Below are 17,061 nucleotides of genomic sequence, written 5' to 3'. Positions count from 1 at the left end.
TACAAATACCTTGTGAGCAAACCTGCTCACCCTTGTAGTTGGCCAGGGCCTGCAGCAATCGCTGTCCAATCTGCCGTTTGGATTGTTTTGAGCCATCCTCCCAATCGGCGAGCGACTTCAGTGCCACTTCGATCAACTCGATCGCGCGATCCTTGTCGCCGGTCTCGTAAAAGTACTTACCGAGCGCCGGATAATACAGGAACTTGAAGGCGCCGTCGCCTGTCGGGGGCTCCAGAAGAGGGAGGATGTGTTCGGATAGCTCTTTGCCCATCGCGAAACGCTCGGCAGAAGGAAGGTACGAATAGTCCTCCTCCGGATGGAAGAGTTGTTCCAGCGCATAAGAGAGCCAATTCACGCAATTTTGGTTGATCGCGTCGCGAACGAAGCGCTGCATGACCGGCAAGCCCGCTCGCATGTCCCGCATTTCGTGAATCAGCAGACGCGCATGGGACGTGCGGATGAGGGGATCGTCCGGGAACAAGGCGACACCCTCTTCGATAGCCGTCAGCGCCGTGTGCCATTCCTGTGCCTTGAACGCCGCATAAAACTTGTCCAAAATCGGCGTCTTCACCGCTCGTTCGCGCATTGTGGCTTCATCTTCGGCAACCCGCTTCGCGTCATCGGCTTTTGCTTGCTTGCTGGTGCGCCAGCGGCCGTTGATCACTTTGGGCAAGACCTTATTAAGCTCCATCGGATGACCGATAAAGGCGATGGCGCCATCACGATCGACAACGAACGAGGTCGGAATCCCGAGGGAGAGGCTGGGTTCCATCCAAAGCTTGTCCATTTCGCCCGCGAAGTCGAATGCTATCCGATAATTCAGATACGAGCAGTTTTCGGTCAACCACGCGTCCAGCTTAGTACGCGCTTCGTCCGCGGTCGGAGCATCTTCAGAACTTGCGACTCCGACAACCTCAAGCCCGCGATCCTTGTATTTCTCCTGGAGCTCCGCCAGATGGGGCATCGCCTCCACGCAGGGGCCACACCACGTCGCCCAAAATTCGATGATGTATAGTTTCCCAGGCTGGAAGGCGGTCAGCGGCTCGCCACGCAGCCAGTTTTCCACCTTGATCGCAGGGGCCGGGGAATCCATCCGAAGCACCATGTCATTCTCCAACTATCGCCAGATGCGCTTTGCGCGAGCTTGTTCCCGTGGGAAACGGAACACACGACCGAAGCATATGGGCAGCCCTCAGTCCGTATTGCCGCTCTTCAGCTTAAGCAAAGGCCGTGCCACCTCGCTCAGCGCCAGTAAACCTATGACTCTGCTCAAGGACGCCTCATCGGCCAAGGTCGCCCTTTGTAGCAAAACCGCCATGGGGTTCTGTCGCTGTCAGATTTCGGACACGGACACCTATGTGTAGGCCCTAGCCGGCGGCCAACATCGATAGTCGGCTTGTCGAGCAGCAGCAGTTCGGCGCTCGTCAGAAGCACACGCGCGATCTCCACGACCTGTCTGCCTGTGCACAAGAGCCAGCCTGCCTGCCGATCGCTGACTTTTCTCTAGCGCAATGAGGCGCGGTGTGAGTTGCCGCACTCTGTCGCGAGCAGGATGTTATCCTTAGCCAGTGCGCTGCCTCAGCACCGGCTTCCTTCTTACGCGATGCTTCTCCTCAAAGACATGCGTGACGCCGTTGGGTGCAGACCTCAACCCTGTCGGACTGCAGCTCAGCGCTGGAGACCGGATCGCCACATTGGCCTCGGCAGAACGCGGAAAGCTGATGATCCCTGCCGCCTCGGATCCGTCCACGCCCACGCCGGTGTCGACACGCCGACCCCACGTTACCGGACTTGTCCTCGCGCCGCTTGCGCCTTGCGGCTGCGATAGCCGCGATCCGATCGCATGAACGCCTCGAGCATATGGGGGATCAGAGCCGCCGCTTCGACGGGCTCATACAAGCGGCTGTATTCCGCCGCGTAGCGCTCCAGTTCGTCCTTAAGCGGCTCGGGAAGCGCGATCGTCATGCGGACCGTCCCGAATTTTGGCAATGGACCAAGTTTCAGCTTCGCCATGCGTCGCCTCCGATAGAAAATGCGACCGAGACATGTTGACCATTGAGATCGCAATTTACGGCCCCCCGCAACGCGACCGTCACCTTGACTGGCCGATCATCGGGAATGCCGGAGAGCTTCAGCGTGGTCATGTCGGATCCTCCGCTACACCGTACGGCGCCAGAACAAGATCGCGATTGACGATGACCCGAACCGGGAAACCCGGCCGGATGGTCAGTGTCGGCTGGACATTGAGCTGATTGCGCACGATCTGCTGGCCGACATTGCTGAGCGAATCCTGTGCGCCTTCGCGAATGGCCTTGGCGATATCACCTTGGTCATTGCTGGAACCAAGCGAGGTGCCGATCCCAAGCAGCGTCGAGAGCGCTGCAGCCCGAAACAGCTGGCCCCAGTGATGGTCGACCGCGTCCTCGAGCCCAGAGAACCCTTCAGTATCCGCGCCCTGCTGGCGCTCCAGCACAATCGAGGTGCCATTGGGCATGATGAGCCGGTTCCACACCAGCAGCACGCGCGACTGGCCGAAGGCGACCTGGCTGTCATACTGGCCAATCAGCTTTGCGCCTTGGGGGACGAGCAGGTATGACCCTGTCGGGCTATCAAAGACATTCTCCGTGACCTGAGCGCTGATTTGGCCGGGGAGGTCAGAGCGGATGCCAGTGATCAGGGCAGCTGGAATGACCGTCCCGGCCTGCACAACGTAGGGCGAGGCTTTTTCGGCGAGGCGATCGGGACTGACGGTGCGGCGATCGGGCTTAGCATTGACGAAGGCGAGCTTGCCATCCTGCATATTTTGAGCCAGGCCCGGCTCGAGCGCCGGCAGTTCGGGTGACGACGCCAATCCTGACAAGGCGTCGCCGCCGCCAATTGCGCCGCCAGAACTCTGTCGCGCTGAATTGGCCCGCGAATTGGTGTCGGTGAACAGCTTTGCCACGCGGGCGGCCTCGATCTCAGCCAGGCGGCGTTGTTCATCCGGATCGGCACGCGGTGTTTGGATGTCTGGGACCTGAACCTGCTGGCCTCGCTCTTGCGCGCGCAGGATCGGCCTTCCGAGATCGCCGGGCAATGCAGGCCCGAGTTTCGGGACGCCCGAATAGTCCTTCGGCAGGCCCTGCAGTCCGTCGGCGGTGGTACGGTTTTCCGTGGTGAACAGTTCGGATGACTGCTCGGCACTGCGGCCTCTGCTATCGAGTGCCCAGAACAGCGTGCCGAGGATCGCGACGCTCGCGATGCCGCAAAGGCCAATGAGCACCTTGCGCGACAGTCGCGTCACCCTGGCGGGCTCAGGGCGCAGCTGCAGCTCCCCTTCGATATCCGGGTTATAAAAATTGGAAGTTTCGCTCATCGAAACAGCCCCACGCGCTGCGGCTTCTTGCCGTCGGTCCGCACGATGCGGACGCGCCTTTCGCTGGTCTTGTCGCCCAGCCTCAGCTCGGCCGCGGCAAACAGCCGGTCGACGACATAGTAGTTCTGGCGGGCGCGGTAGTTGACCAGTTCGGCGCCACCTGACGGACCGATGACGAACAGCGGCGGCATTTCACCTTGACCGATGCCCGATGGGAATTCGATATAGACCTTCGCGCCGTCGTCGAAAGCACGCAGCGGCTTCCAGGGCGCAGCGTCACCCTCGATGCGATATCGAAAATTGAGTTTCTGGATGTCGACGCCCGAAGCGACTGGCTGCGCGGCGGAAGCCTGAGCGTTCTGGCGCCGGAGGGCGATCAACTGGTCCTGCGGGTATTGCCACGACACCGAGGCCATATAGGTCTTCTCGGTCGAGCGCAGCTCGAGATGATAGGTACGCCTGTCGCTGTTGATGACCAGGTTGGTCTGGAGATCGGGGCGCGTCGGCTTGATGAGAATGTGAACCTGAAGTCGCTCCCCTACCCCACTTTGCGTATCGCCTATGATCCAGCGCACCGTGTCGCCGGCGGCGACAGGTCCGGAGCCGACAAGTTGTTCGCCCGGCTGCAGAGCAATGTCCGTGACCTGGCCCGGGGCGGCATAGATCTGGTAGAGCGCGCCCTCGCTCCAGGGATAAAGCTGGATTGCGTTGATGAAGCCCTCGCGGACGGGCTGCATTCGCGCGGCCTCATTAGCTTGGCTGATCCGCTGCTTCGGATCGACCGGCTCAGTCTTCGCCTTGCTGATCCCGACGGGCTTCAACTGGCCTGGAAGCGGGAGCGGTTTTGCGAGCTGCACAACCTTCACCGGACCGGCCGGGTCCGCTTTGCGGACAGCAGGCGCGGCATCGTCGTAGTCGATCTCGGGCGGAATGTATTTTTTCGAGGCGCAACCGGCGAGCGCTGTGGCGGATAACAGCCCTACGGCAAGCACGCGGGTCATTGTTGTGCTGCGGGCGATTTGTCTTCGCGTTTTCCGTGTCCGTGCCGCACGCATCATGAAAGCTCCTTCGACCAGTTTATGGCGTTAACGTAGACACCGAGCGGATTGGCTTTCAGCCGCTCGGCATTGCGGGGTTGTTGAATGACGATGGTAAGGATGGCGGTCCAGCGTTCGGTGCTGGCCAGACTGCCGTTCTCGTAGCGTCGCTCGATCCAGGCGACGCGAAACGAGTCCGGTGAGGCGCGGATGACGCTCGAGACGTCGATTGCTACCTGCACTTTGCCGACCTTGGCAAAGGGGTCGTTCAGGCGGGCATAATCGTTGAGAGAGACGGCGCCGCGATCGGTCGTGTAATCGTAGGCGCGCAGCCAGTTCTGACGCACGATGACAGGATCGTCCGCGATACTTCGCACCTGCTCAATGAACCGGGCGAGATGCCATGCGATCTGCGGATCCGTGGGATTGAACTCGACCATCGCCGGCGCCACCACCTGGGCCTCGCCAAACTTGTCGATCTGGACCACCCACGGAACGACGGAGCCCCGCGTCGATTGCCAGACCAACGCCGAACCGAAACCGCCGGCGAGCACGAGCGACCCAAAGGCCATCAGCCGCCAATTTCTCGCCTGCACCCGCGCCGAGCCAATGCGCTCATCCCACGCTTGGGCTGCGCGCTGATACGGCGTCTCCGGCTGAGTCGTCTTACCGTACCGGACCGAAGGTCGTTTGAAGGGGTTCATCGGTGATCATCCTGGTGGAGAGAGACATTCATCGAGCCGCCGCCGTGATCGCCGGAGCGGATGGAATGAGCGGCCGTGCTGGCGCCATGGCTCATGGCCTGGCCGCGTTTCATGCGAGCGGCCCATTCCGGCGGCGAGCCGGCTGTGGCATTGGGATGGGATGCGGGGGGCGGTCCGGCAAAGGAGGGATTTTTTGCGGCTGCGCTCATGGGGCCGGCCGGCGATTGCCCGCCGGTAGCATTCCATCCCGCAGAACGACCGGATTGATTGCTGCTGCCGAGCGACGACGCGGCGCGCGACATGGCTTGCCTGACCGGCTGAACGGCGGCCCCGACGCCGGCTCGGGCGACCCCGCCCAGACCAGCGGCAACTGCGCCGGCACCACTCTGTCCTGAGGCAGCAGCGGCGAGGCCGAAGGCCATCGACGTGCTTCCCGCCAGATGCGCACTGCCGCGCGCCGCTGCGGCCGACATGCGCGCCCCGGCACCAACAGTATTTGCGGCACCACTCAGTCCAGCACGCGTGCCCATGTAACCTGCGGCGCCAAGACCGGCGGCGGCGAGGCTCGTGCCGACCGCGGCACCCGCGCCGAGTTGCGGAGCGCCGGAGACAAGGCCCGTAGCAATGCCCGGGCCGAAGATCGACAGCCCCATAAGCGAAAGCGCGCCGAGAACAAGTGACAGCGCATCTGTAATGGTAGGTTGATCAGCGAAGCCTTGCGTGAATTCCCCAAACAGACCCGAGCCGATGCCGACGATGACGGCGAGCACCAGAATTTTGACACCGGAAGCGACGATATTGCCGAGCACTCTTTCGGCGAGGAAAGCCGTCCTGTTGAACAGCGCAAAGGGGATCAGCACGAAGCCGGCAAGCGTCGTCAGTTTGAACTCGATCAGCGTGACGAAGATCTGCACGGCCAGAATGAAGAAGGCGATCAGCACGATCGCCCAGGCGATCATCAGAACGGCGATCTGGACAAAATTCTCGAAGAAGGAGACGTAGCCCATCAGCTGACTGGCGGCTTCGAGGATCGGATTGCCGGCGCCAATACCGACCTGCGCGACGCGGCCGGGCTGCAGCAGTGCAGCACCGGAAAGTGACGACCCTCCCGCCTTCAGGCCGAGTCCGGAAAAACTCTCGAAGACGATGCCGGCCAGCCGATTGAAGTTGCCGATGATGAAGGCGAAGAAGCCGATGTAGAGCGTCTTCTTCACCAGCCTGTGCAGCACATCCTCATCGGCGCCCCAGGCCCAGAATATCCCCGCAAGCGTGATGTCGATAACGATCAAGGTGGAGGTGAGAAAAGCCACCTCGCCGCCGAGTAGGCCGAAGCCGGAGTCGATGTAGCGGGTGAAGGTTTCCAGAAAGCGGTCGATGACCCCGGTATCGTTCATGGGGTCTTGTCCTCGCCGAGCGAGCGGTCGATCCGGCCGAACCGGTCGTCGGCCGGCCACGCCGGTCGGTCGTGATTACCGGGCATGAAGAAGCGGCGTCGGCTTTCTTCCCAGGCGGCCTTGCAGGCAACGTCGTGGGTGGCCTGTTCGCCGAGCGTGCGGCAACGCGTGAGCTCACGGACCAGCGGACCACCGTCGGGATCGGCCGGGCGCAGGATTGGCGGGGCCGTGTATTTGTCGTCGTTGCGCGAGATGATGGTGATGGCGACCGCCAGGGCGAGCGCCGTCACCCCGATCAAGCGGGCGGTCGTCTTGAAGTCCATTGGTGCAAACCCTTAATCGTGGAACATGCGCACGCTGCTCGGGCTGTAGCTTTTGCCCGCCATGAACCGGCTGAACTGTTCTCGCGCCTGTTCCTGGGCGGCTGCCTGCCTGGCGCTCTCAAGGGCTGCGGCCCGGCCTTGCGCGGCCATCATCGCGGTAAGATCGGCGACCTGCCTCACCTGGACGGCGAGAAGCTGGTTGCCGGCCTGCGTCGCCTGCAGGATGCCTACCGCCGACTGACTGGCCTCGATGGCCGTGCTCGTCTGCTCCCGCGTCCCCTCGATGTTGCCAACAGCGATAGCTCCGGCTTTCAAGGAATGCTCGAATGAAGCAACGGACGCTTGCCAGCGTTCGCGCGCACCGTCGACAAGCTGCCGACCAGAGAGGTTCGAACCGAAATTCTCATAGGTCGACTTGAATTGGCTCTCGATGTCCTGGACGCTATAGGCAAGCCTGTCGGCCTCGCCGAGCAGGCTCTTCATCTCGGAGAAATTGTTCTCGATCTGACCAAGCAGTGATGTCGGCAGCGAGGTGAGGTTCTTCGCCTGGTTGATCAGCATCTGCGCCTCGTTTTGGAGCGAGGTGACCTGGTTTTGGATCTGCTCCAGCGCGCGGGCGGCAGAGAGTAGGTTCTCGGTATAGTTTCTGGGATCGAAGACGATCAGTGCCGAAGCCGGGCTGCACGACAGGGCGACGCCGGCAGCGAGAACACCAGCAGCAGCCAGATGCCGGACACGGAGACGGTTGGGAACAGAATTCATGATGAAACCTCCTCTGCGGATTGGTCGACGATGTTGGTGAGGTGGGGAACGAGGTCGGCGGCCCAGGAAAGGCCACGATAGGCAAGCCAGGCCTCAAGGAAATTGGCACGGCCGCTCTCGGCGGTGATCCGCTCGATTGAGGCCTGCTCAGCCTTTGACGAGGCGGCGCATAGGGCCAGCGCGATCGGACCGAGACCGAGCTCGAACAATCGATTGCCGCGGCGCGATTGGCAGTAGTAGTCGCGCTTCGGGGTTGCCCGTGCGACGATCTCGATCTGGCGATCATTCAGTCCGAAGCGTCGGTAGATTTCCGTGATCTGCGGCTCGATGGCCCGCTCGTTCGGCAGGAAGACCCGCGTTGGACAGCTTTCGACAATGGCCGGCGCAATTTTACTACCGTCGATATCGGACAGCGACTGCGTAGCGAAAATGACGGAAGCATTCTTCTTGCGAAGGGTTTTCAGCCATTCGCGCAGCTGTTGCGCGAAGCCGCCATCATCGAGCGCCAGCCAACCCTCGTCGATGATCAGCAGCGTCGGCCGCCCGTCCATCCGCTGCTCGATGCGGTGGAAGAGATAGGCGAGCACGGCTGGGGCCGCGCCCGTGCCGATCAGCCCCTCGGTTTCGAAAGCCTGAACGGGCGCTTCGCCGAGACGCTCGTGTTCGGCGTCGAGCAACCGACCGTAGGGACCGCCGATACAGTAGGGTCGCAACGCCTGCTTCAGTGGCGTCGACTGCAGCAGCACCGACAGGCCGGTCAGCGTCCGCTCATGGAGCGGCGCACTGGCGAGTGATGTCAGCGCCGACCACAGATATTCCCTCACCTGCGGGGTGACGGGTACACCCTCGCGCTGGAGAATGTCGACGAGCCAGTCGGCCGCCCAGGCCCGCTCTGGCGTCTGATGAATGCCGGCGAGAGGCTGCAACGAAACGGCGTCGGCTTCGTCCGACAGATCGGCCAGCGAAAGCAGAGCAAGAGGATCGCCGAGGCACTGCCCGTTCGATGCGCTGCCGCCGAGATTCTGCCAGTCCCCGCCCATGGCAAGCACGGCCGCGCGGATCGATCCGCCGAAATCAAAGGCAAAGACCTGGTTGCCTGGATAACGCCGAAACTGCAGCGCCATCAATGCGAGCAGAACCGACTTGCCGGCACCTGTGGGGCCGACGACAAGCGTGTGGCCGACGTCGCCGACATGCAGGCTGAACCGGAACGGCGTTGAGCCCTCCGTCCTGGCGAAGAACAGTGGCGGCGCACCGAAATGCTCGTCAGTTGCCGGCCCCGCCCAGACCGCCGAAAGCGGGATCATGTGGGCAAGGTTTAGCGTCGATAGCGGCGGCTGGCGGACATTGGAATAGACGTGGCCCGGGATACTGCCGAGCCAGGCCTCGACGGCGTTGACACGCTCGACGATTGTCGTGAAGTCGCGTGACTGGATGGTCTTTTCCGTCAGCCGGAGTTTTTCGTCAGCGATTGAAGGATCGGCATCCCAGACAGTCACGGTAGCGGTGACATAGGCTTCGCCGATCTGATCGGAGCCGAGTTCCTGAAGTGCGGCATCGGCGTCGGCTGCCTTGTTGGCGGCGTCCGTGTCGACGAGGATCGATGCCTCGTTGGTCATCACCTCCTTGAGGATCGCCGCGACGGACTTCCTTTTGGCGAACCACTGCCGGCGGATCTTTGTTAGCAGGCGAGTTGCATCGCTCCTATCGAGCATGATTGCCCGCGTCGACCAGCGGTATGGGAAGGCAAGCCGGTTGAGTTCGTCGAGAATCCCTGGAAAGGTCGCGGTCGGGAAGCCTATGATTGTGAGCGTGCGCAGATGGGACTCGCCGAGCCGCGGTTCGAGCCCGCCGGCCAGCGGCTGGTCGACCAGCAACGCGTCCAGATGCATCGGCGTCTCGGGAACACGCACGCGATGGCGCTTGGTCGAGACCGTCGAGTGCAGATAACTCAGCGTTTCGCTATCGTCGAGCCAGTCGATCTCGGGAACGAAACCTTCGATGAGGTTCATAACGCGGTCGGTGCGATCCACGAAGCCTTTCAACAGTTCCCAGGCATCAACGCCGCTTTTTTCCCGGCCCTCATAGAGCCAGCTCTCCATCCGAGATGCTTCCTCGGCCGGCGGCAGCCAGACAAAGGTCAGAAAATAGCTGCTTTCGAAGAGCTCAGCATGGGGCTCGCCGCCCTGCCCGGGCGACCCGCGGTCGAGTCCACCTTCGAATTGTTCGCGGCGTTCAAGGTCGACCAACGCTGACGCGCCGTCAGGAAAGAGCCCCGCCGGATAGTCCTGCGCTGCAAGCCGAGCGGCTTCGACGAAGATGGCCCAGCCGGAGCCGAGACGGCGTAGCGCATTGTTGAGCCGAGCTGTCGTGCCAACCAATTCGGCCGGCGTTGCACTGTCGAGATCGGGGCCTCGGAAGCTCGCGGTTCGCTGGAACGAGCCGTCCTTATTGAGGACGACTCCCGGCGCCACCAATGCAGCCCAGGGCAAATAGTCGGCGAGGTTTCGGGAGCGCTTGCGGTATTCGACGAGGTTCATCATTGGGAAAGCCTCTCAGCAGCCGAAATGCGCGGGATAACGAAGGTGCCGGCGAACCACGTCCACGAAGTGGGCGTCGCGCTTCGTCGCAAGGACGGCCGCAAAATGTCCGATCGCCCAGATCAGCATGCCGACGAGCCAGAGCCTGAGACCGAGCCCGACCGCGCCGGCCAGCGTGCCGTTGAGAATAGCGACAGCGCGCGGCGCGCCGCCGAGGAGGATTGGTTCGGTGAGTGCACGGTGGACCGGCGCGAAGAAGCCGCGGACTTCCTCCTCCATCAGATCAGCGCTCCGCCGCCGAAAGAAAAGAAAGACAGGAAGAAGGAACTCGCAGCGAAGGCGATCGACAGTCCGAAGACGATCTGGATCAGACGGCGAAAGCCGCCCGAAGTATCGCCAAAGGCGAGCGACAGGCCGGTGACGATGATGATGATCACGGCGACGATCTTCGCGACCGGTCCTTCGATCGATTCGAGGATTTGCTGAAGAGGTTGCTCCCACGGCATGGAGGAGCCGGCGGCGTGCGCGGGGACAACCATCATGGCCCCGATCGCTGTAGCCGTGGCAACGTGCTGGAGGACCATACCAAGCTTAGGGGTAGACGATGAAGTGAAGCGGATCGGGTTCATTCTGAAGCTCCATGGATGGCTCGGGTTCTGCGGTTGGAATGGTCTCGATTTTGGCTTCGAGCATGCGGTAGTCGCCCGTGACGGGATCGAGCCCGTCAACGAGCGCGATCTCGACGAGGCGACGGGCTGAACCCCGTCCTGCGAGGACAGCAACGAGATCAATCGTCTCGGCGATCAGAGCGCGAGGAACCGTGACAACGGCTTCCTGTACGAGTTGCTCAAGTCGGCGCAGCGCGCCCAGCCCGGTACTGGCGTGGATAGTCCCAATGCCGCCGGGATGGCCGGTGCCCCAGGCTTTCAGGAGATCGAGGGCTTCCGCGCCGCGTACTTCACCGATCGGGATGCGGTCGGGGCGAAGCCGCAGCGACGATTTCACGAGGTCGGAGAGCGAGGCGACGCCATCTTTCGTGCGCAGCGCCACCAGGTTGCGTGCGGCGCATTGCAGCTCGCGTGTATCCTCGATCAGGACAACACGGTCGGAGGTTTTTGCCACCTCAGCCAGCAGCGCGTTGACCAATGTCGTCTTCCCGGTCGAGGTGCCGCCAGCGACCAGCACGTTTTTTCGCCGTCCGACAGCGAGCCGCAGCACATCGGCCTGGGCCTCGGTTGCGATACCGGCGGCGACGTAATCGGCGAGCGTGAACACGGCGACGGCCGGCTTGCGAATGGCGAAGGTGGCCGCTGAAACGACCGGCGGCAGCAGGCCTTCGAACCGCTCTCCCGTCTCCGGCAGTTCGGCCGAGACACGCGGCGATCCGGAATGCACCTCGGCGCCGACGTGATGAGCGACCAGGCGGACGATCCGCTCGCCGTCTGCGGGGTTCAAATGTTTGCCAGTTTCGCAGAACCCTTCCTTCAGCCGGTCGACCCACAGCCGACCGTCGGGGTTGAGCATCACCTCAACGATCGAGGGATCGTCAAGAAAACCGGCTATTGCCGGGCCGAGTGCTGTGCGCAGCATGCGCGCCCCGCGCGCCGCTGCTTCCCTGCCGACATGATGATGGTCTGCCACGATGATCCCCATTTCTCGGGCGATTTTGGTTCGAACCGCTGACGGGGATGATTAGAAGAAGCAGGAACAGGTGCCTTGCAACAAGCAAAACGGGCAGTAGCGCCACGGCGCGCAGAGACTTGCAAAATGCGGTGCAGACGAGCTGGCCGACCGCGTTGGCGCCCTATCCCGGATGCGACTCAGGCGTGTCCGTCGGTGCTGGAGGCACAATGTCCTCGGCAATTTCTTGGCTGAGCTTTGGCCCCTTGGTCAACCTGCGCCCGAGCGCATCGACGAAGGCGTCATAGCGCTGCTTTCCTTTCGCGCGTGCCTCAGGCTGAGCGGCGTCAGGTAAGGCCGGAGTTGAGGTGAGCCAGAAGCGCACGAACAACGCCAGCGTCTCGATCGAGATACCGAGATCGCGTTCAACGCGCTGAACGCGCCGGTCGATCTGGTCAAGCCGCCTTGTGATTGCCGCCTCTTTACGCTCCTCAGCATCCGGAGACAGAAAAGAAGCGATAGCTGCCTCGGCGATCAGCGACAGGGACACATCCCTCTTGGCGGCGTAGTCGGCAAGCGCATTCATGATCTCCGGTTCCAGATAGGCTGAGAGACGACGCTTCTTCATGGAAGTCAAAGTTCAATCCCGTCTTCGGGATCGAGTGCGGCCTGTCGCGCGGTGCGCCGCATCGTCTGATCTAGCGAACGCCGGCGGGCGGCCTCATCATCCGTTTCGTCGCGATCAAGGTCGAATTCATCACTGCGCGCCAGCGTGGGCTCCGGCGCGATATCCTCATGCTCGGGCAATTCGGGCTGGCGGCGGATACCGCCGTTGTCAGGGTCAGTGTCCTGCCCAGAACAGGGCGCGCGCGTTACCTGCTCCGACGGCACCTCGGTAATCGACAATACAGTCCAGTCATCAGGGCGCGAGACTCCGTCGGTGGTTGCAGGCTTGGGCGGAGGCAGGACGCGCTCGGCAAGCCGCCGATCTGCGAAATAGCGCGCCTTTTTCGCCCGGATCGGGGGCAGTCCGGAGGCCATCACAATGGCATCGGTTGGTGGCAACTGCATGATCTCGCCTGGCGTCATCAGCGCGCGGGCGGTCTCCTGTCGCGAGACCATGAGATGCCCAAGCCAAGGTGACAGACGATGCCCAGCATAGTTCTTCATCGCCCGCATTTCGGTTGCCGTTCCGAGAGAGTCGGATACGCGCTTGGCGGTCCGTTCATCGTTGGTCGCGAAACTCACACGCACATGGCAGTTGTCGAGGATGGAATTGTTCGGCCCATAGGCTTTTTCGATCTGATTGAGCGACTGGGAAATGAGGAACGACTTGATGCCGTAACCCGCCATGAAGGCGAGCGCCGACTCGAAGAAATCAAGCCGGCCAAGCGCCGGGAATTCGTCGAGCATCAGAAGCAAGCGATGCCGGCGATCCTTCGCATGCAGATCTTCCGTCAGCCTGCGGCCGATCTGATTGAGGATAAGCCGGACAAGCGGCTTGGTGCGGCTAATGTCCGATGGGGGTACGACCAGATAGAGCGTCGTGGGTTGCGCGGTCGCAACTAGGTCGGCAATGCGCCAATCGCACCGAGACGTCACCTGGGCCACAACCGGATCGCGGTAAAGCCCCAGGAAACTCATCGCGGTCGACAGCACGCCAGAGCGCTCATTTTCGGACTTGTTGAGCAATTCACGTGCTGCCGATGCCACGACGGGGTGCGGACCGGCATCGCCGAGGTGCTTGGTCAACATCATGGTTCGCAACGTGGTCTCGATCGGCCGCTGCGGATCGGAGAGGAACTTGGCAACCCCAGCAAGCGTCTTGTCCTTTTCTGCGTAGAGGACATGCAGGATCGCGCCGACGAGTAGCGCGTGGCTGGTCTTTTCCCAATGATTCCTGCGGTCCAGCGACCCCTCTGGGTCGACCAGCACGTCAGCGACGTTCTGGACGTCGCGGACTTCCCACGCGCCACGCCGGACTTCCACCAGCGGGTTGTAGGCGGTTGACGCGGCATTGGTCGGGTCGAACAGCAGCACACGGCCGAAACGTGCTCGCCAGCCAGCGGTTAGTTCCCAATTTTCACCTTTGATGTCGTGAACGATTGCGCTTCCCGGCCAAGTCAACAGGGATGGCACGACGAGCCCGACGCCCTTGCCACTTCGGGTCGGCGCGAAGCACAAGACATGTTCCGGACCATCGTGGCGAAGGTAGTCGCAATCCAGCTTGCCGAGAACCACGCCGTTGGCGCCGAGCAAGCCTGCGGCTTCGATCTCCTTCCGCACAGCCCAGCGCGCCGAGCCGTAGGTTGCCACGTACTTGGCCTCCCGCGCTCGCCATAGTGACATGCCAATAGCGACAATAATCGCGATGAAACTGCCGCTGGCCGCAATCATCGCGCCTCCAACAAAGACCGTAGGTGCGTAGGCGTCGTAGAAAAACCACCACCAGAAAAATGCTGGTGGCGGATAGATTGGTTGACCGACGAGCTCGAACCAAGGCGACCCTAGTTGCTCTTGGTACCCCAGTCGCCAAGCCGTCCATTGCGTTGCGCCCCAGGTGGTCGTAAGCACGATGGTCAAAACAGCGACGATCTGACCCCATAATATTTTTGTTGCCGGCATATTGTTCCCGCTTCAATTCGGGAGCGAATAAACAATGTACGAACAAAGGCAGGCAACAAGAAAGGATTCATCGCGGCAGTCTGTGGAAACAAGACCTAAAAAGACTTGCGATCTGCGCTGGGGAGTTGTTCTGGAACGAGAGCTGCCGAAGGGCGCCGACAGGCGTGATTTGCCCTTCCGGCTCACAAGGTGCAAGGTCGCTCCGCGCTGGCCACACTGAGCCGGTGTATGGCTCGGCCTGCGAAATCCTGTGTCACTCGATGAGCAGGCCGCGCTATCCCGCGCGCCCCCTGGCGGCCGTCGGTTGACAGACCCAGTTAGGAGATAACCCGTATGGCGTGCTATATGGGGGATGAAATTTTTTCCGATGGCCGGGTAGCTGGCCATGGCTCCAGACTTTCCCGATGCCTTCAATGACATTGAGGTGGCGAGGGCGCTACGCGTCAGCCTTGCGAACCACAGGGCGCGAATGGCCGCATTGCTCGCAGACCTGGTTCTAGCCCAGATCGAAGTGATACACGCCGCCGCCGTGCGCGCTCATATGCGGGGCAGTGCAGGCTTGCGGAGCTTTCACTTCACTGTCCATGGCCGCCAATCCGATCCGTAATTGGAGAAGAGCTATGCCCCAATCCACATTTCGCAATCATATACTGAAGGCGCTAGCGCCTGCAGACTTCGCGCTGGTGCGGCCTTCATTGCACCGTGTCATTCTCAGCATCAAAACACAGCTTGTGGCCGCCAATGCACCAATCAAATACGTCTATTTCCCGGAGGCAGGCGTTGCTTCCGTGGTCGCGGCGATGTCAGGCGAGCGGCAGAGTGAAGTCGGCGTCATCGGGCGCGAGGGCATGACAGGCTTGGCGCTCGTGCTCGGACAAGACAAGTCTCCAAACCAAACTTTTATCCAGATAGCCAGCAACGGATGGTGCCTCGCAGCACCTATGCTCCGCACGGCACTGGCTGAAAGTTCGACCCTCCGCGATGCCTTGTTGAGATATGCTCACACCTTCATGGTCCAGTCGTCGCGAACATCGCTTGTGAACAGCCGCTCGAACATCGAAGAACGATTGGCGCGTTGGTTGCTGATGGTTCATGACCGTGTTGATTCCAACAGGATCGAACTGACCCATGATCTTTTGGCCATCATGCTTGGAACCAGGCGCCCTGGCGTGACCACCGCAATGCAAATGCTGGAATATCGAGGCTTCATCAGCGCCAAGCGTGGCGCGCTTGAGATCCGAGATCGCGCCGGATTGGTCGCTGTGACGAACGGCGCTTATGGCGAGGAAGAGCAGCGTCCTTTCCGTCAACTCGCCGCCTCCCCGGAACCCGGGGCCGTAAGCCGGGCCAGCTGAAGCTCGCCCATCCCACACAAATGGCCCGCCTCACTGGCGGGGGGCGGCCCGGCCAGGTCTTGGGGGACCTGACCAGCAGCATGGGGGCTGCCGCCTTTCGAACCTACCGACGAAAATCAGGTTCCTTACGAAAAAATGCCCGCCGCCGAGACAGCGGGCCAGTCCAACAGTCGTGGGAACTGGCACCGTAATGGGAGAACAGTGCAACCGCCGAAGTCTTTAGACGCAACAATGTTCCATGGGGGATCGGATTCGGCCGTTCCGCGAGGCATGCTGCCGACGAGGCAAACCCGCTGCCAGGCGGAACTTCTACCTCGGCGGGATGTTGCTGGCCTCATGACGAAGCTTTCAGACCTTGGACCGCCCATCAAGGACAGGCCGCACGAGCCCTCCGACGATGGTGACCATTTTTATAAGTGCAAGATCTGCGGACAGCCCGTGGACATGCATGGTCTGCGTCAAGTGATGTGGCACGAGCAGGCGAGGCATGACCGGCTGAAGCCCGAAGTGGTCAAACGCTCCTGAAACGCAAAAAGCCCGCCGGCCGGAGCAAGCGGGCTTAGAAACATCTCCGTTTCGGAATTACCAAAGAGATATTTGGCGCTGTTGCTAATATAGCGCCGCTGTTGCCTGGGCCACGGATGCCGCGCGCCGAGTTTCCTCCCTGGTGCTTACGTCAATGTCCCTCTGGCAATCCCGCCTCGAATCAGGACTCGGGATCGGACGAACTCATTCTATGAGTTGCAGCTTAATGCAAGTGCCCGGCAAGGAGGTTGATCGGCGCATCTAGGCGAGAGCTAGACAAGCACTTGGGTACCGATTTCCACCACGCGTCCGGTCGGGATCTGGAAATATTGGGTGGCATCGGCCGCCGTGTGCGCCAGGCCGATGAACAGCCGGTCTTGCCATACCGGCATGCCGGAATTGGGCGAGGCCTTGAGCGAGCGCCGCGACAGGAAGAAGGATGTCGTCATGATGTCGAACTTCCACCCCTGCTTGCGGCAGATCGCCAGCGCGCGCGGGATGTTGGGCTGTTCCATGTAGCCGAAAGTCAGCGTCACCCGCATGAACAGCTCGTTGACCGTCTCCATCTTGACACGCTCGCTGTCGGGCACCACGGGCTGCGGCGCGGTCACCACCGAAAGGATAACGTTCTGCTCATGCAGAACCTTGTAGTGCTTGAGGCTATGCATCAAGGCGGTCGGCGCGCTGAGCGGATCGCTGGTCAGGAACACCGCGGTGCCGGACACCAGCTGCGGCTTCTTCTTCAGCAGATTGCCGGCGAGGAAATCGAGCGGGATCTCGTTGCGGCGCGTCTTGTCGAAGAGATAGCGGCTGCCGCGCAC

General features: G+C 61.7%; 18 protein-coding genes. 2 read left to right on the top strand and 16 right to left on the bottom strand.

Going from position 1 to position 17,061, the window contains the following annotated elements:
• From O7A60_RS30945 to O7A60_RS30875, 15 genes are all read right to left on the bottom strand, one after another.
• A partial coding sequence (locus tag O7A60_RS30945; RefSeq protein WP_337109455.1) for a TlpA disulfide reductase family protein occupies positions 1-1,105 on the bottom strand: 1,105 nt, incomplete at its 3' end.
• Between the two features lie 677 nt (positions 1,106-1,782).
• Positions 1,783-1,965, bottom strand: coding sequence for a DUF2274 domain-containing protein (locus tag O7A60_RS30940; RefSeq protein ID WP_463147923.1), 183 nt, complete (start codon positions 1,963-1,965; stop codon positions 1,783-1,785).
• 35 nt (positions 1,966-2,000) lie between these two features.
• Positions 2,001-2,144 carry a DUF2274 domain-containing protein gene (locus O7A60_RS30935; RefSeq protein WP_337109453.1) on the bottom strand — a complete coding sequence of 48 codons (144 nt, stop codon included), beginning with the start codon at positions 2,142-2,144 and terminating at the stop codon, positions 2,001-2,003.
• A complete protein-coding gene (locus O7A60_RS30930; RefSeq protein WP_337109452.1) occupies positions 2,141-3,355 on the bottom strand; it encodes a TraB/TrbI/VirB10 family type IV secretion system protein in 1,215 nt (404 codons plus the stop codon). The genes O7A60_RS30935 and O7A60_RS30930 overlap by 4 nt, the downstream gene beginning before the upstream one ends.
• Positions 3,352-4,356, bottom strand: a complete 1,005-nt coding sequence (gene trbG, locus O7A60_RS30925) for a P-type conjugative transfer protein TrbG (protein WP_337109451.1) — start codon at positions 4,354-4,356, stop codon at positions 3,352-3,354. The genes O7A60_RS30930 and trbG overlap by 4 nt, the downstream gene beginning before the upstream one ends.
• 53 nt (positions 4,357-4,409) lie before the next feature.
• Positions 4,410-5,096 (bottom strand): conjugal transfer protein TrbF, encoded by a 687-nt coding sequence (gene trbF / locus O7A60_RS30920; RefSeq protein ID WP_337109450.1) that lies wholly within the window; start codon positions 5,094-5,096, stop codon positions 4,410-4,412.
• Positions 5,093-6,490, bottom strand: a complete 1,398-nt coding sequence (gene trbL / locus O7A60_RS30915; protein WP_337109449.1) for a P-type conjugative transfer protein TrbL — start codon at positions 6,488-6,490, stop codon at positions 5,093-5,095. Before trbL ends, trbF begins: the two co-directional genes overlap by 4 nt.
• Positions 6,487-6,813, bottom strand: coding sequence for a putative entry exclusion protein TrbK-alt (gene trbK-alt / locus O7A60_RS30910; protein WP_337109448.1), 327 nt, complete (start codon positions 6,811-6,813; stop codon positions 6,487-6,489). The genes trbL and trbK-alt overlap by 4 nt, the downstream gene beginning before the upstream one ends.
• Before the next feature lie 12 nt (positions 6,814-6,825).
• Positions 6,826-7,575, bottom strand: a complete 750-nt coding sequence (trbJ, locus tag O7A60_RS30905; RefSeq protein ID WP_337109447.1) for a P-type conjugative transfer protein TrbJ — start codon at positions 7,573-7,575, stop codon at positions 6,826-6,828.
• On the bottom strand, positions 7,572-10,118 hold the full coding sequence (gene trbE / locus O7A60_RS30900; protein ID WP_337109446.1) for a conjugal transfer protein TrbE: 2,547 nt from the start codon (positions 10,116-10,118) through the stop codon (positions 7,572-7,574). Before trbE ends, trbJ begins: the two co-directional genes overlap by 4 nt.
• A 12-nt stretch (positions 10,119-10,130) precedes the next feature.
• Entirely contained in the window at positions 10,131-10,394 is a 264-nt protein-coding gene (locus tag O7A60_RS30895; RefSeq protein ID WP_337109445.1) for a VirB3 family type IV secretion system protein, read from the bottom strand.
• On the bottom strand, positions 10,394-10,699 hold the full coding sequence (locus O7A60_RS30890; protein WP_337109457.1) for a TrbC/VirB2 family type IV secretion system protein: 306 nt from the start codon (positions 10,697-10,699) through the stop codon (positions 10,394-10,396). Before O7A60_RS30890 ends, O7A60_RS30895 begins: the two co-directional genes overlap by 1 nt.
• A 7-nt stretch (positions 10,700-10,706) precedes the next feature.
• Complete coding sequence (gene trbB, locus O7A60_RS30885; protein WP_337109456.1) at positions 10,707-11,705, bottom strand: P-type conjugative transfer ATPase TrbB; 999 nt, start codon at positions 11,703-11,705, stop codon at positions 10,707-10,709.
• 214 nt (positions 11,706-11,919) lie between these two features.
• Positions 11,920-12,363: a hypothetical protein gene (locus tag O7A60_RS30880; protein WP_032936497.1), complete on the bottom strand. Its 444-nt coding sequence runs from the start codon at positions 12,361-12,363 to the stop codon at positions 11,920-11,922.
• A gap of 5 nt (positions 12,364-12,368) precedes the next feature.
• On the bottom strand, positions 12,369-14,360 hold the full coding sequence (locus O7A60_RS30875; protein ID WP_337109444.1) for a conjugal transfer protein TraG: 1,992 nt from the start codon (positions 14,358-14,360) through the stop codon (positions 12,369-12,371).
• 620 nt (positions 14,361-14,980) lie between these two features.
• On the opposite strand from O7A60_RS30875, the gene O7A60_RS30870 reads away from it, so the two are divergent.
• Together O7A60_RS30870 and O7A60_RS30865 are read left to right on the top strand one after the other, a co-directional pair.
• Positions 14,981-15,715: a Crp/Fnr family transcriptional regulator gene (locus O7A60_RS30870; RefSeq protein WP_337109443.1), complete on the top strand. Its 735-nt coding sequence runs from the start codon at positions 14,981-14,983 to the stop codon at positions 15,713-15,715.
• Positions 15,716-16,051: 336 nt separating this feature from the next.
• Positions 16,052-16,240: a hypothetical protein gene (locus O7A60_RS30865; RefSeq protein WP_337109442.1), complete on the top strand. Its 189-nt coding sequence runs from the start codon at positions 16,052-16,054 to the stop codon at positions 16,238-16,240.
• A 272-nt stretch (positions 16,241-16,512) separates the two neighbouring features.
• On the opposite strand, the gene O7A60_RS30860 is transcribed toward O7A60_RS30865, so the two are convergent.
• A partial coding sequence (locus O7A60_RS30860; protein WP_337109441.1) for a KUP/HAK/KT family potassium transporter occupies positions 16,513-17,061 on the bottom strand: 549 nt, incomplete at its 5' end.

The sequence above is a fragment of the Mesorhizobium salmacidum (SeqCode) genome (genome assembly GCF_037179605.1).
GTDB lineage: Bacteria > Pseudomonadota > Alphaproteobacteria > Rhizobiales > Rhizobiaceae > Mesorhizobium > Mesorhizobium salmacidum.
Note: the sequence above shows the minus strand (reverse complement) of the source record. Positions and strands in the feature narration are given on the sequence as shown.

Bases quoted from the DNA above. Each gene is read 5' to 3' on its own strand.
- O7A60_RS30940 (WP_463147923.1), bottom strand. From the start codon at position 1,965: ATGACGATCGCGCTTCCCGAGCCGCTTAAGGACGAACTGGAGCGCTAC.
- O7A60_RS30935 (WP_337109453.1), bottom strand. From the start codon at position 2,144: ATGACCACGCTGAAGCTCTCCGGCATTCCCGATGATCGGCCAGTCAAG.
- O7A60_RS30930 (WP_337109452.1), bottom strand. From the start codon at position 3,355: ATGAGCGAAACTTCCAATTTTTATAACCCGGATATCGAAGGGGAGCTG.
- trbG (WP_337109451.1), bottom strand. From the start codon at position 4,356: ATGACCCGCGTGCTTGCCGTAGGGCTGTTATCCGCCACAGCGCTCGCC.
- trbF (WP_337109450.1), bottom strand. From the start codon at position 5,096: ATGAACCCCTTCAAACGACCTTCGGTCCGGTACGGTAAGACGACTCAG.
- trbL (WP_337109449.1), bottom strand. From the start codon at position 6,490: ATGAACGATACCGGGGTCATCGACCGCTTTCTGGAAACCTTCACCCGC.
- trbK-alt (WP_337109448.1), bottom strand. From the start codon at position 6,813: ATGGACTTCAAGACGACCGCCCGCTTGATCGGGGTGACGGCGCTCGCC.
- trbJ (WP_337109447.1), bottom strand. From the start codon at position 7,575: ATGAATTCTGTTCCCAACCGTCTCCGTGTCCGGCATCTGGCTGCTGCT.
- trbE (WP_337109446.1), bottom strand. From the start codon at position 10,118: ATGATGAACCTCGTCGAATACCGCAAGCGCTCCCGAAACCTCGCCGAC.
- O7A60_RS30895 (WP_337109445.1), bottom strand. From the start codon at position 10,394: ATGGAGGAGGAAGTCCGCGGCTTCTTCGCGCCGGTCCACCGTGCACTC.
- O7A60_RS30890 (WP_337109457.1), bottom strand. From the start codon at position 10,699: ATGGTCCTCCAGCACGTTGCCACGGCTACAGCGATCGGGGCCATGATG.
- trbB (WP_337109456.1), bottom strand. From the start codon at position 11,705: ATGCTGCGCACAGCACTCGGCCCGGCAATAGCCGGTTTTCTTGACGAT.
- O7A60_RS30880 (WP_032936497.1), bottom strand. From the start codon at position 12,363: ATGAAGAAGCGTCGTCTCTCAGCCTATCTGGAACCGGAGATCATGAAT.
- O7A60_RS30875 (WP_337109444.1), bottom strand. From the start codon at position 14,360: ATGCCGGCAACAAAAATATTATGGGGTCAGATCGTCGCTGTTTTGACC.
- O7A60_RS30870 (WP_337109443.1), top strand. From the start codon at position 14,981: ATGCCCCAATCCACATTTCGCAATCATATACTGAAGGCGCTAGCGCCT.
- O7A60_RS30865 (WP_337109442.1), top strand. From the start codon at position 16,052: ATGACGAAGCTTTCAGACCTTGGACCGCCCATCAAGGACAGGCCGCAC.